This is a genomic window from Parafrankia sp. Ea1.12 (assembly GCF_900465275.1).
Lineage (GTDB): Bacteria > Actinomycetota > Actinomycetes > Frankiales > Frankiaceae > Parafrankia > Parafrankia soli.
The window spans coordinates 1-13,477 of the sequence record NZ_UBIZ01000182.1; the positions used below are offsets into that span (position 1 = coordinate 1).

The window sequence follows — 13,477 nt, forward strand, 5'->3', positions numbered from 1 at the left end:
GCGCGGGCCGTACCCCACCAGCATCGGGGTGCGCCCGGCGGCCATCGGTGACAGGTCGGCCGTGCCGGGCCCCCCTGGGACGTCCGCGGCCTCTCCGGTCCGGGACACGGGCAGGGATGCCGCGCCGTTGCGAGTGGCGTCCCCCGGCATGGTCTCCTGGCCGGTGGCTTCGGTAGCTCCGGTGACTGACCCGGTCGTCGGGCCGGTCGCGGGCTCGTCGCCCGGCTCGTCGATGGTCAGCAGCGGCGCGCCCACGGCGAGCTCGGTGCCGGCCTCGCCGTGCCGTTCGACGAGCACACCCGCGAACGGGGACGGGATCTCGACGACCGCCTTGGCCGTTTCCACCTCGACCAGCGGCTGGTTGACCGTCACGGTCTCGCCGACCTCCACCAGCCACCGGACGATCTCCGCCTCGGTCAGCCCCTCGCCGAGATCGGGGAGGCGGAACTGTCGATGGGTCACCGGAGATCTCCTCAGTAGCCGAACGATCGGTCGACGGCGTCGAGGATCCGGTCGACGTCGGGGAGGTAGTGGTCTTCCAGCCGGGCCGGGGGGTACGGGGTGTCGAACCCGGTGACCCGCAGCACCGGCGACTCCAGGTGGTAGAACGCCTGCTCGGTGACCCGGGCCGCGATCTCCGAGGACAGCGAGACGTTCGACGGAGCCTCGTGCACCACCACGAGACGTCCCGTGCGGCGCACCGACTCGACGACCGGGTCGAGGTCGAGCGGCGAGAGCGAGCGCAGGTCGATCACCTCGAGCGAGCGGTCGTCGTCCTCGGTGGCCACCTGGGCGGCGTCCAGGCAGGTGCGGACCATCGGGCCGTAGGCGACCAGGGTGGCGTCGGCCCCGGGCCGCACCACCCGCGCGGTGTGCAGCGCGAGCTGCTCCTGCCCCGGCATGCTGGCGAGTGGGGTGGTGTCGACCTCGCCCTTCTCCCAGTAACGGCGCTTGGGCTCCAGGAAGATCACCGGGTCGTCCGAGGCCACCGCCTGCTGGATCATGAGGTGCGCGTCGGCAGGGCTGGAGCAGGTGACGACCCGCAGCCCGGCGGTGTGGCAGAAGTACGCCTCGGGTGACTCGCTGTGGTGCTCGACCGCTCCGATCCCGCCGCCGTAGGGGATGCGGATCGTGACCGGCAGCCGGATCCGTCCGGCCGAGCGGTAGTGCAGCTTGGCGAGCTGGCTGACGATCTGGTCGAACGCCGGGTAGACGAAGCCGTCGAACTGGATCTCGCAGACCGGGCGGAACCCGCGCATGGCCAGGCCGATGGCGGTACCGACGATGGCCGACTCGGCGAGTGGGGTGTCGATGACGCGGTCCTCGCCGAACCGGGCCTGCAGGCCGTCGGTGATACGGAAGACGCCGCCGAGCTTGCCGACGTCCTCGCCCATGATCACGACCTTCGGGTCGGCGGCCATGGCCGAGAGCAGGCCCGTGTTCAGCGCCTTCGCCAGGGTCAGGGTCTGGCGGGGGCTCGCCGGCGGCTCCCCGTCCGTCGCCGGGCCCACGGAACCGACAGAGTCCGGAGCGACAGAGTCCGGAGCGATCGAGCCCGGAGTGATCGAGTCCGGACCGATGGAGTCCGGATCGACCGGACCCGGGTCGATGGCGTCGATAGAGCCGATCGGGCCGGTCGCCGCCCCCGTGGCCGTATCGCTGGTCGTCAAGGCAATGCTCCCCGTAGTTCCGTGAACGCGGCGCGCTCGGCGGCAACCAGATTGTTCTCCGTCACCTGGACGTGGTCGAACAGTGCGGCCTCGGGCGGGTCGGGGAGCGCGAGGCAGCGGGCGCGCAGGTCCGCCGCCACGGCGTTCGCCTCAGCGGCCAGGCCGGCCTCCCGCTCGTCGGTCAGCGCGCCGCGGGCCCGCAGATGGATCGTCAGCCGCTCGATCGGGTCGCGCATCCGCCAGCTGGACACCTCGTCCGCCGGGCGGTAACGCGACGGGTCGTCGGCGGTGGTGTGCGGATTGATCCGGTACGTCAGCGCCTCGACCAGGACGGGGCCGCCCCCCGATCGGGCCTGCCGCAGCGCCCACCGGGTCACGGCGAGGGTCGCGAGGACGTCGTTGCCGTCCACTCGCACGCTGGGGAAGCCGAAGCCGCGCGCCCGCTGGTAGACCGGCACCCGGCTCTGCCGCCGGTACGGCTCGGAGATCGCCCACTGGTTGTTCTGGCAGAAGAACACCAGCGGCGCGGAGAAGACGCTGGCCCAGCCGAAGGCCTCGCTCACGTCGCCCTCGCTGGACGCGCCGTCCCCGAAGTAGGAGATCGCGGCGCCGTCGCCGCCGTCCCGGGTGATGCCCATGGCGTAGCCGGCGGCGTGCAGGGTCTGCGACCCGACGACGATCGCGTAGAGAGCGAACCCGTGTTCGGCCGGGTCCCAACCGCCGAGCGACGTCCCCCGGAACAGGCCGAAGACGTGCAGCGGATCGACCTCCCGACACCAGGCCACACCGTGTTCCCGGTAGGAGGGGAAGGCCATGTCGGATGGGCCGAGCGCGCGACCGGAGCCGACCTGCGCCGCCTCCTGGCCGCGCAGGCTGGCCCACAGGCACAGCTCACCCTGGCGCTGCAGCGCTGTTCCCTCGTCGTCGAGACGCCGGACGATGATCATGTCCCGCAGCAGGCCGAGCAGGTCGTCGTCGGTTACGTCGGCCACGAATGCCTGGTAGTCGGTCTCCTGCCCGGAGTCCGAGGCGATGCGGCGGCCGTCGGGGGTGAGCAGCTGCACGAGCTCCGTCACACGGGCAAACGATAGTCCTCGTCCCGGCCGCGGCAACCCGACAACGCGATGTTCGTCGCGCCTGGTGAGATCCCGGCGGACGATGTTCGCCGGGCCGGGTGGGACCCCGACAGGCGACGCCCGCCGCGGCGGGTGGCGGTCGGGTGCCCCCGATACGGTGACCCCGTGAGCGACCCAGTGAGCGACGCAGCCAGCAGCTCGGCGGGCCATCCCGGCACGCCCATGACCGCCGGGAGCCCGCGGGGTTCGGAGCCGCCCGGCGAACGCCCGCCGGCCGGGGCGATTCTCGGCAAGGTCGGCATCTGGAGCGGGCAGTTCGACTTCTCCAACGCTGCCACGGTGCGCGAGGCGGTGTCCGAGCTCGACGAGCTCGGCTACTCCACCCTGTGGACAGGCGAGGTCAAGGGCCGCGAGGTGCTGGTCACCGCCGGCCTGATGCTCGCGGCGACGTCCCGGATGACGATCGCGACCGGGATCGCGCAGATCCTCGCGCGCAATCCCCTGACCATGGCCGCCGGCCAGCTCGCGCTCGCGGAGGCGTACCCGGGGAGATTCCTGCTCGGGCTCGGCGTCTCGCACGCGGAGCTGATGCGCATCCGCGGCGCGACCTACGCGAAGCCCCTGGGCCAGATGCGGGCCTACCTGGACGAGATGGACCGGATGGCCGCCGAGCAGTACCGGGCGGTCCCGCCGGAGGGAGTCCAGCCGCGGGTGCTGGCCGCGCTGGGGCCGAAGATGCTCAGCCTGGCAGGCGAGCGCGCGGACGGCGCGCACACCTACTTCGTGCCGCCGGAGCACACCGCCGACGCCCGCGCGGCGCTCGGGCCGGGGAAGCTGCTGATACCCGAGCAGGCGTTCGTCCTGCACCGGGACGCGAGCGAGGCGCGGGAGCTGGCCCGCCGGCACACGGGGTCCTACCTGCGGCTGCCGAACTACACGAACAACCTGCGCCGGTACGGCCTCACCGATGACGATCTCGCCGGCACCGGGTCCGACCTGCTGGTCGACACGATTGTTCCGTGGGGGGACGCCGACGTCCTGCTCGGCAGGGTCAAGGAGCACCTGGACGCGGGCGCGGACCAGGTGGCCGTGCAGGTCCTGGACTTCGATCGCAGGGGGCTGCCGCGCCGGCAGTGGCGCGAGCTGGCCCCGGCGCTGCTGTCGCTCTGAGGCCGTTGCCCGGGGTCGTTCCGAGGTTACCGCACGCTGGTTCCCGCACGCTGGTTCCCGCACGCTCGGAGGCGGCCGTCGCCCGCCGTGCTCGGGCCAGCCGTCGTGGATACGACACTTTTCAACCTGATTGAGTATTTAGTCTGGTAAGCGACATTTTTCGGTGGGTCGCAATCTCGGACGGCCCCCGGCCGGATCCACTGCCGTCCCGGTCCTGCGCGCTCCGTGTCGCAAATACGACTCGTTGCCTCGGGGTGGCGCGGACGGCGATATTACGGTTGGTGCCGAATTTCCGATCGCTCCGGGGCGGCGCGCGTGTTTCGCGCCGTTCCCGGTTCCGGAGTGCGTCCGGTATGTATCGGTGGGTTCCGTGCGGCGCAGCGGCGATGTGCCGTCGCGGAGATTCCCGGTAGGGTTACTTTCGTTCGATGATTATCGCGGGCGGGGGTCGGGTGAATGCTCGGGGATGACGGAGACGGCCGGCAGGGGCCGACCTCCAGGCGCCGGCACGGCCGCCGGTCGGGCCCCGCGCGCCGATCCGGCGGATTCCGGGAAAGCTGGGGCGCCGCGGTCGCCGGAGGCACTGTCCTCGCGGTCGCCGTGTGCGTCGGCCTGGCCACGTTCGGCCTGATGGGCGGCGGTGACGACCCTTCGGGGAATCTCACCGCGCTCGGCGGCACCGGGCAGGGCCGGGACGGCCAGCCCGCATCCCAGCAAGGCGCATCCCAGTCACCCCAGGCGTCTCCGCCCGCCGAATCGTCGGCCCCCGCCGGGCAGGGGGCGGTGGGTAACGGCCCCCGGCGGCCGACCGGAAACCCGGTCCGCATCGCCTTTGGTGGGGACGTCCATTTCGAAGGCGCGCCCGGGCAGCAGCTGGCGGCTGATCCCAAGACCGCGGTGGGGCCCATGGCACAGACCCTGTCCGCGGCGGACCTGGCCATTGTCAATCTGGAGACCGCTGTCACGACCGGCGGCACGCCGGCCACCAAGGAGTTCGTATTCCGTGCACCGCCCGCCGCATTCACCGCCATGCGCGCCGCCGGTATCGACGTGGTGAACATGGCGAACAACCACGGAATGGACTACGGGGTCGAAGGTCTCGCGGACTCGCTGCGCAGCGCCCGAGAGGCCGATTTTCCGACCGTCGGTATCGGCGCGGACGACTCGGCGGCCTACACCCCCTACGTGACCACCGTGAACGGCCAGCGAATAGCGATCTTCGGTGCGACGCAGGTTCTCGACGACGAGCTGGTCTCCGCGTGGACCGCCGGGCCCGGCAAACCCGGGCTCGCCTCGGCGAAGAAGGTCGAGCGGCTGGCCGCGGCGATCCGCGAGGTGCGGCCGACCATGGACACCGTGATCGTCTACCTGCACTGGGGGGTCGAGCGCGAGGCCTGCCCGAGCGACACGCAGACCGGCCTGGTCGCGCCGCTGGTCGCCGCGGGCGCGGACGCGCTGGTCGGTGGGCACGCGCATGTCCTGCAGGGCGCCGGGTGGAACCACGACGGCGTGTACGTCGGCTACGGCCTGGGCAACTTCGTCTTCTACGCTTCGGGCGGCGGCCCGAACACCGAGACCGGCGTGCTCGAACTGACCTTCCAGGGCCGGGCGGTCACCACGGCCAACTGGGTACCCGGCCGGATCGTCGACGGGGTCCCGCGCCCGCTGACGGGCGCCGCCGCCAGCCAGGCCCTGACCGGCTGGAACAGCCTGCGCGACTGCACGGACCTCTCCGGCACGGCCCCCTGGTAGACGGCACCCCCGGGTCGGTCACCGGTACCGCCCCCCGGTAAACGGCACTCCCGGGCAGGTGTCGACGGATGCCCGTCCGCCCGTTCAGGTAATTGTCCCCCGGCGTTCGCCGCCGGGGGCTTCAACCTGCTGTACCTTGGCTCGCAGGAAGCCGTGACAAAAGCCGGCACGAGTGGTGCTCCCATCGCCACATCGCGGTGCCTCGGAAATTCCTTCCCGTCCTTTCCTTCTTTTGGTGACGCGTGACGCCGGTCTTCTGTCGAGAAGACGCGTCGCGAAATCGACGCCTGTCCTTGGTGCTCCGTCCAACCCTTTGTCGATCCGGGAGTGTCGTGTCGCGTACCCTGCGCAAGAGGTCGAGCCGCCGCGGACTGGCCGCCGGCGTCGGCCGCAAGATACTCGTCGCCTTCGTCTTTCTCGCCGGGAGCGGACTGGTGGTGGTCGGGGGGCCGTCGCCCGCGTGGGCCGCCGACACCACCCAGTACGCCGGCGACTCCACCCGGGGCAACGGGGCGGCCGTCCCGTTCGAGGGCCTCACGGACCAGAACGGCGGCCCGGTGCCCATCTCCGGGGCCATCGGCGTCGACCTGGTTCTCGGCTCGACGCAGCAGCCCTACCTGCCGTGCCAGAACTACAACCGGACCACCGGTACCGGCGACACCTTCGTCAACGCCTGCCAGGAACGGGGCAGCTACGCGACGTACACGCGTTTCGCCACGGGCAAGGGGCTTGTCTTCCCCAACGGGTACTTCATGGGCGACAGCCAGCCTGACCTGGTCAAGGGCGGCACGCTGAACACCGGTTGGGGCCGCCGCACGGCCGGGCTTTCGTTCGAGTTCTACCCGCAGGTCGACCGGGACGCAGAGTTCGTCCACTCGCGTTTCTACATCGACGTCTTCGACCATCGCGCCAACGGCTGGACGTACTCCGCGCACGTCGGCCGCATCAAACTGACGACGCTCAATGATCCGGGTACGGCGCAGGTCGGCGGCCGGCTCACCGACGGTGGGCAGACACCGGCCCGTGACCGGGTGAAGTTCCTCATCTTCGGCGGTGACGCCCGTTCGTCGACCGGGTACCCGATCTCGTCCTTCGCCGTCTTCACGAGCTCGGGGGCGGCGAACTGGAGCAGCGGCGCGCTGTACGCCGGCGCGCAGCGCATCACCGTCACGGACACCGCGACCGGCCGCGAATGCGTCATTGACCTGAAGCCGATCAGCGGTCGGGGCAACGCGCTCGACATCGACCTCTCCCGGCCCGGGTTCGGCCACGAGGGCAGCGTCTGCCACTGAACGGTGCCGAGTAACTGCGGCGGTTGAGCGACAGCCAGGACTCATCCAGTCGCCACACATCGCCGGGCGGCGGGACCTGTGACGTACGTAGAACGGCGGCACCGGCCAGCGGCCGGGACGGCTTGGCTGTCCCGGCCGTTTTACATTTCTCCAACCGCTTTCGCAGGCGTTCGTTCAGTCGTTTTCGCGCGTTCGTTTCCGCGCGTTTCGCTCAGCCGCCGTCGCGGGGGCGGCCGGGGCTGTTGCCGCTGTTGCGTGAGGCGGCGCACCGGGCGCACGTTCCGTAGATCTCGACGGTGTGTACGACGTCGGTGAAGCCCTCCGCGCTGGCCACGGAGGACGTCCAGGCCTCGATCTCGGGGCCGGCGATCTCCACCGTGTGGCCGCAGTGGCGGCACACGAGATGGTGGTGGTGACCGTCCGTGGTGCACCGCCGGTACACGGTCTCGCCGTCATCCCGGCGCAGGACGTCCACCTCGCCGCGGTCGGCCAGCACCTGCAGGTGACGGTAGACGGTCGTCAGACCGACGGACTGGCCCTCCTGGCGTAGCCGGGCGTGCAGGTCCTGCGCGCTGGTGAAGGCGTTCGTCGCCGCGAGCGCGGAGGAGACCGCGTCGCCCTGCCGGGTGGCCCGGACGGAGGTGCCGCGGCCGCGACCCGGGCGGGACACCGCTCCGTTCGGGCGGTCACCGGAGCCAGCGCCTGCGCCGCCTGCCGCCCGGTCGGAGGCCGCTGACATGCCGCGCGGGGAGCTCACCCGCTCGCCTTCCACACTCGCCACGACATCCACTCTCTCATCTACCCGGCCTGTCTGGAGGGCGCGCGATCTCCTCAGTTCTCGTCATGGGAACGGTGTTGACATCGGTTTTCATTTCGTGCGACGGTGTGTGACGTAGTAGGCGCCGACTGTCGCCAATCCGTGTACTTCCCTGGAGGTTCCAGATGTCACTGACCGTCACGCCCGAGCTGGTCGAGGCCGCGGGCGAAGGCCGGATGACCGACGAGGACTTCGTCGCGTGCGTGCGCACCTCGCTCCCGTACGCCTACCGGCTGGTCGAGGAGCTGGTCACGGCCCTGCCCGACGCCGGCCCCGCGGGCCGGGATTTCGCCGACAACCAGGTGCCCCCGCCGGACGAGGCCGCGCGCGGGCAGCTGCTGCGTGCGATGGCCAGCACGTCCATCCGGTCGGCGCTCGAACGGCACTTCGGTGTCGCGCTGGCGTTCCAGAACTGCCACCGGGTCGCGGCCTTCGCCCCCGAGGCCGTCGGGCGCGCGCAGTACCAGGCGTTCGTCTCACCGCGGGCACAGGTACTCAATCAGCAGCCCGAATTCGTCGACTGCTAGGCCACATTCCCAAGCCAGGCGCGGGCGTTCGCCCCGCCCCGGGGCCCCTCGCGGGCGCCCGCCCCGGGAACTCACCCGGCCGGCCCGGCCGTCTTGTCGCGTTGTGCCCTCGCTGCTGTCGGTTGCCCTCAGGTCGGCCCGGTGACCAGCACTGAGGTCATTTGAGGCGGCGGAATGTCCGTCCCGTACCCTTTGCTCGCGGTAATACGGTGGCGGGCAATCCGGGGGTGGTGGGTGGCAGGACGTCCGGCCTGGCTGCGGGGGGAGTCGTGGCGGATCGCCGAGCCGCCCCTGACCCCGGCGGCGACAGGTGCCGCGGTGCTCGGCGCGGTCGTGCTGGTCGTCGGGTGCGTCCTGACCGCCGGATCGGGCTTCGACGAGGGCTCCACGGCGACGACGCCGGTGGGAGTAGAAGTCGATCAGGGCCCGCTGGCCTCCTGGTACACGTCCACCCAGGGGATGCGCGGCAGTATCGCCACCAGCGTCGCGTCCGCGCGCGCCTTCCTCGACGCCCAGGACGGCGCCTCACTGCGTCCACTGTGCATCCAACTGGCGGCGGAGGGACAGCAGGCGGGCGGGCTCACACCCGGGCCGGACCAGGAGGCGCAGCGGCTCTTCACCAGCGGCGCCGGGCACTACGAGGCTGCCGCGCGCACCTGCGCCCAGCTCTTCGACGGCACGCAGATCCCCGCCGCGCAGCTACAGGCACAGGTCCGGGCGGCGCTGGCCGACGGCGACCGCGACTGGGACGCGCTGGCCACCCGCGTCGGCCTTCCCATGGCCCATGCCGGGCCGACCCCACCGGCCGCCACCGACGGCTCGGGAGGCACGGGTGGGTCGGCAGCCACCGATGGCACGGGCGGTACCGGCGACACAGACGCCACGGGTGGGACGGACGGCAGCGGCGATCCGGAGGACACGAGCGCGTCCGGGTGAGACCTCCGCCGTGCGGACCCGCCCGGCCGGGCGGGTCGGGGCTCGGTGGGTGTGCTCAGCCTGCGTTGTCGGCTCGGTGCCCGCACGGGGTGAGGACGCGCAGCGTGCCGGTGAGCTCGAAGTCGTGTGTCCAGGCGGGGCACCAGCCCACGGCCCGTGCCTCGTCGAGCGCGTGGCCCGTGCCCCGGCGGTCGTAGGCGAGGACGAACAGCAGCACCCGCCCCTCCGGGCCCGGGGCGCGCCGGGTGAGTGCCCGCCCGACGCCGCCATCTCCGATCGCGGTCAGGAACACGGTCGAGGAGCGCGGCACCCGTGGTCCCACCGGCCCGGTCACCACATCCGCGCCCGGCCCGCCGGGACGTTCCTGACCGGGCGCATCCTGACGGGTCGGGCCCTGCCCGGCTGTGTTCGCGGCGGGTGCGTCCTGGCCGGCCGTACTTTGGCCGGCTGCGTCCTGGCCGGGTGTCCGGTCGTCGGAGGCGCCGTCCTGGCTTACCTCCATCCCGTACAGCCAACCCGCGCGGGCGAGCCGGCCGCCTACGACGACCAGGTCGCCGGGCCGGTGGAGCCGGCGGGCGGTGACGGTCGCGTCCACCATCAGGTCGATCGGACGGCGGTCGCCGCGTTCCTCCCACAGTGGGTGCAGGGCGCTGACCGCGGCGGCGGGCACCGCGGCTGCGGCGAGGACGGTCACCGCCGTCACCGCTGCCAGCAGGCCCGCCGCCGTGCGCCGCCAGCCGGCCGCGCGACCGCCGGCCGCGCGACCGCCGGCGGGATCGCCACCGGAAGGACCGTCCCCGGGGCGGCCGGCGACCCCGGCTCCCGCCCACGCGACGCGGGCTGTGCGGGCCAGCGCGGCGGCTCCGGCGGCCGCGACCACGGTGAGCAGCGGGACGAGGAAGACGTTCGTCCGCACGGCGCCGAACGGCCAGTACCGCCCGGCGCTCGCCGCCAGCACCATCAGCTCGGCGCCGCCGGTCGCGACCAGCAGCACCCGGCCATCCGGGCGTCGGGCGAGCGTGACCACTCCGGCCAGGAACGTGATCGCGACGGCACAGCCAAGCACGATCACTGCCGGGTCGGACGAGTCGGTCAGCGGGTGAACCAGGTTCGGGTCATAGCGGTCGATGCCCGGGGGCGCGCCGGCCGCGGTCGCCGCGAGCTGGTCGGCGATGAAACGGATCCCGTCGGGCAGTCCGCGCCCGGCCAGGAAGTGGTCGTCCCAGAACGTGCTCGCCCGCTGGCCGGACTGGTGCAACACGAACAGCGCCGCGTGCAGCCCCGCGATCACGGCGGCGGGGGCGTCGCACAGCGCGGCGCGAACGGCCGCGCGAACGGTCGGACGGAAGGCCCTGCGAGCAGCTGGGCGGGCGGCCGTGCGGCGGCCAGCCCAGCCATAGGGGCCGGGCAGCGGCCGGGCGACGTCCACGACGGTCAGCGGGACGATGAGGAAGACCGCGGGCAGGGAGAACAGTGCGAGGACGCCGACGGCGAACCGGCTCCACAGCAGCGCGCGGGTGGTGGAAGCGGCGCGCATCCAGAGCATGACCACGGCCAGCGCGCAGGTCGCGTCGAGGGTGTACGGCTTGACCTGGGACGCGAGGTCCACGACGGTGCCGCCGAGCGTGACCGTCAGCGCCGCCGTGAACGCCGCTGTGCGTCCGGTCAGCCGGCGGGCCAGGAGCCAGGTGCCCGCGGCGAGCGCGACGAGGGGAACGGCGGAGGGTAGCCGCAGGGCCCAGGCATGCCACCCGAACACGTCGCCGCACACCCGGAGCAGACCCATCGAGCCGATCGCGGACGGCGTGTTCGCCACTGACAGCTCCGACCAGAAGGTCCCCGGCGGCTCGGCGACGAAGTGCGGGCGCCACAGCTCGTCGTACCAGAGCGGCTGGCGGAAGCGTTCCCACAGCACCGCCTGGACCGCGACCGCCAGCAGGCTGACTACGACCACCGCCAGCATGTCCACCGCGCCTCGCGACCCGGTTGTTTCACGTGTGTCCGGCGCAGGCCCCGCCACGCCGCCGCTGATCACCGCGACGGCCTGGACCGCCCCGCTGGCCTGGACCGCCGGGTCGGCCTGAACCGCTCCGTCGCCGCGGGTCACGCCGCCGCCCCGGAGCGGCGGGATGTCCAGCTCGTGGGCGGTTCGGCCGGCTGGCTGGTCGGTTCCACCGGCCGGCTCGGCCAGCACACGCGTGTCCTCCACCCGGTTGTCCACAGGTTCTGTCCACAGGACACCCGTCCCTTGTGGACATCGCCTGTGCGGCGCCGCCCGGCAAATCCGGACGAGGCACTCAGGTCCGAGCGTAGGCGGTCAGGAACCGGTCGATCCGACCGACTGCGTCGGTCAGGTCGTCGACGCACGGCAGGGTCACCAGCCGGACATGGTCGGGCCGCGGCCAGTTGAACCCGGTGCCCTGCACCAGCAGGATCCGCTCGGCCCGCAGCAGGTCGAGCACGAAGCTCTCGTCGTCGTCGATCGGGTAGACCTCGGGATCGATGCGGGGGAACGCGTACAGCGCGCCGCGCGGGGGCACACACGACACCCCGGGGATGTCGTTGAGCAGCTTCACCACCGTGTCGCGCTGCTCGAGCAGCCGGCCGCCGGGCAGGACGAGATCGCCGGCGCCGCTGCCCTCGGCGAGCGCGGCCTGGAGCGCGAACTGGCCGGGCACGTTCGCGCACAGGCGCATGTTCGCCAGGATGTTCAGGCCCTCGATGTAGCTCGACGCGTGCTGGCGGGGCCCGGAGAGGGTCATCCACCCGGAGCGGAAGCCCGCCAACCGGTAGGCCTTCGACAGCCCGTTGAACGTCACGCAGAACAGGTCGGGGGCGAGCGCCGCGGGCGAGTGGTGCTCCGCGCCGTCGTAGAGGATGCGGTCGTAGATCTCGTCGGAGAACAGCATCAGGTTGTGCCGGCGGGCGACCTCGATGAGCTCCTCGAGCACCGGCCGGTCGTAGACGGCCCCGGTCGGGTTGTTCGGGTTGATGATCACGATGGCGCGGGTACGTGGGGTGATCTTGCGGATGATGTCGTCGAGGTCGGGATTCCAGCCCGCGGACTCGTCGCACAGGTAGTGCACGGGCCGCCCGCCGGTGAGGCTGACCACCGCCGTCCACAGCGGGTAGTCGGGGGCGGGGAGGAGTACCTCGTCACCGTTGTTCAGCAGCGCCTGCAGCGACATCATGATCAGCTCGGAGACGCCGTTGCCGAGGTAGACGTCGTCGGGCGTGACGCTGGTCATTCCCTTGCCGGCCGTGTAGCGCACGACGGCCTCACGGGCGGGGAGCAGGCCCTTGGAGTCGCTGTAGCCCTGTGCTGCCGCGAGGTTCTCGACCACGGCGGCGAGCACCGAAGGCGGCGCGGAGAAGCCGAACGGGGCGGGGTTGCCGATGTTCAGCTTCAGGATGCGCTGGCCTGCGGCCTCCAGCCGGGTCGCCTCGTCGAGGATGGGACCTCGGACGTCGTAGCAGACGTCGGCGAGCTTGTCGGACTGGGCGAACTCCATAGTGCCCAGGGTAGATGCCGTGTCGACTGGATTTCCTGCCCTCGTGTGCCGTGGGCGTGGGCTCACCCGCGGTGGGTGGCCGCGGCGATCCGCGCCGCCGGCGCTCCGGACAGCCCGCCCCGGGGCGCCAGGGCGAGGGAGAGAACGAGGGCCGTGGCGAGGGTCAGCACGATCGCCCCGCCGGCGGCGACGTCCCACTGCTCGCTGACGGCGAGCCCGACCACACCGCAGACCACGGCCACCGCGATCGAGACCGCGGTCATCGTCGACGTGCGCGAGCACCACAGCCGGGCGGTGGCGGCCGGCCCGACGACCAACGCGACGGCCATGATCGTGCCCACCGCGGGCAGCGAGGTGACGACCGCGGCCTCCACGAGCAGCAGCAGGACGAGCCCGAGCCATCTGGACGGGTACCCGGCCGCGGTGAGCGCGGTGGGGTCGAACGCCCCGAGCAGCAGCTCCTTGCGCAGCGCCACGAGCGCGGCGAGCACCACGACGGCCGTCACACCGCTGACGACCAGATCGCTCTCCTGGACTGTCAGCACGGAGCCCACCAGGAAGGCGCTCAGATCACGGTTCGACCCGTCGCGGGCGGACATCAGCGCGACGCCGAGCGCGAACCCGCCGGAGAGGACGACGCCGGTCACGGTGCTCAGCAGTGTCGTCGTGACCCAGAGCACGTCACCGCGGGCGATGGGCGCGGCCGACCTGGCCGCGATCGCGGT

At 72.2% G+C, this 13,477-nt stretch carries 12 protein-coding genes; 5 read left to right on the plus strand and 7 right to left on the minus strand.

What is annotated here, in order from left to right:
• The 3 genes from FMEAI12_RS05690 to FMEAI12_RS05700 form a co-directional block, all read right to left on the minus strand.
• Positions 1-462, minus strand: a 462-nt coding sequence (locus FMEAI12_RS05690; RefSeq protein WP_304598616.1) for a biotin/lipoyl-containing protein, incomplete at its 3' end; no start/stop codon positions are given.
• Positions 463-473: 11 nt separating this feature from the next.
• Positions 474-1,511: an alpha-ketoacid dehydrogenase subunit beta gene (locus tag FMEAI12_RS05695; RefSeq protein WP_200835197.1), complete on the minus strand. Its 1,038-nt coding sequence runs from the start codon at positions 1,509-1,511 to the stop codon at positions 474-476.
• Positions 1,512-1,666: 155 nt separating this feature from the next.
• The gene (locus FMEAI12_RS05700; protein ID WP_071064963.1) at positions 1,667-2,746 is read right to left on the minus strand and encodes a thiamine pyrophosphate-dependent enzyme; all 1,080 of its coding nucleotides are present in this window, start codon (positions 2,744-2,746) and stop codon (positions 1,667-1,669) included.
• Positions 2,747-2,968: 222 nt separating this feature from the next.
• Here FMEAI12_RS05700 and FMEAI12_RS05705 point away from each other — a divergent pair, with 222 nt between their 5' ends.
• The 3 genes from FMEAI12_RS05705 to FMEAI12_RS05715 all read left to right on the plus strand — a co-directional run bounded on the left by FMEAI12_RS05705 (position 2,969) and on the right by FMEAI12_RS05715 (position 6,960).
• Positions 2,969-3,916: an LLM class F420-dependent oxidoreductase gene (locus tag FMEAI12_RS05705; RefSeq protein WP_112105247.1), complete on the plus strand. Its 948-nt coding sequence runs from the start codon at positions 2,969-2,971 to the stop codon at positions 3,914-3,916.
• Positions 3,917-4,372: 456 nt separating this feature from the next.
• Entirely contained in the window at positions 4,373-5,668 is a 1,296-nt protein-coding gene (locus tag FMEAI12_RS05710) for a CapA family protein (RefSeq protein ID WP_112105243.1), read from the plus strand.
• A gap of 332 nt (positions 5,669-6,000) precedes the next feature.
• A complete protein-coding gene (locus FMEAI12_RS05715) occupies positions 6,001-6,960 on the plus strand; it encodes a hypothetical protein (RefSeq protein ID WP_020464639.1) in 960 nt (319 codons plus the stop codon).
• Between the two features lie 211 nt (positions 6,961-7,171).
• Here the strand turns inward: FMEAI12_RS05715 and FMEAI12_RS05720 are convergent, their stop codons facing one another.
• Positions 7,172-7,699 carry a Fur family transcriptional regulator gene (locus FMEAI12_RS05720; RefSeq protein WP_112105248.1) on the minus strand — a complete coding sequence of 176 codons (528 nt, stop codon included), beginning with the start codon at positions 7,697-7,699 and terminating at the stop codon, positions 7,172-7,174.
• Between the two features lie 203 nt (positions 7,700-7,902).
• On the opposite strand from FMEAI12_RS05720, the gene FMEAI12_RS05725 reads away from it, so the two are divergent.
• Together FMEAI12_RS05725 and FMEAI12_RS05730 are read left to right on the plus strand one after the other, a co-directional pair.
• Complete coding sequence (locus FMEAI12_RS05725; protein ID WP_020464637.1) at positions 7,903-8,304, plus strand: SCO5389 family protein; 402 nt, start codon at positions 7,903-7,905, stop codon at positions 8,302-8,304.
• A 234-nt stretch (positions 8,305-8,538) separates the two neighbouring features.
• A complete protein-coding gene (locus tag FMEAI12_RS05730) occupies positions 8,539-9,240 on the plus strand; it encodes a hypothetical protein (RefSeq protein ID WP_112105244.1) in 702 nt (233 codons plus the stop codon).
• Positions 9,241-9,295: 55 nt separating this feature from the next.
• On the opposite strand, the gene FMEAI12_RS05735 is transcribed toward FMEAI12_RS05730, so the two are convergent.
• The 3 genes from FMEAI12_RS05735 to FMEAI12_RS05745 form a co-directional block, all read right to left on the minus strand.
• The gene (locus FMEAI12_RS05735) at positions 9,296-11,203 is read right to left on the minus strand and encodes a glycosyltransferase family 39 protein (RefSeq protein ID WP_235013738.1); all 1,908 of its coding nucleotides are present in this window, start codon (positions 11,201-11,203) and stop codon (positions 9,296-9,298) included.
• A gap of 334 nt (positions 11,204-11,537) precedes the next feature.
• Positions 11,538-12,752, minus strand: coding sequence for a pyridoxal phosphate-dependent aminotransferase (locus tag FMEAI12_RS05740; protein WP_112105245.1), 1,215 nt, complete (start codon positions 12,750-12,752; stop codon positions 11,538-11,540).
• A 62-nt stretch (positions 12,753-12,814) separates the two neighbouring features.
• The coding region (locus FMEAI12_RS05745) for a metal ABC transporter permease (RefSeq protein WP_235013737.1) at positions 12,815-13,477 on the minus strand (663 nt) is incomplete at its 5' end.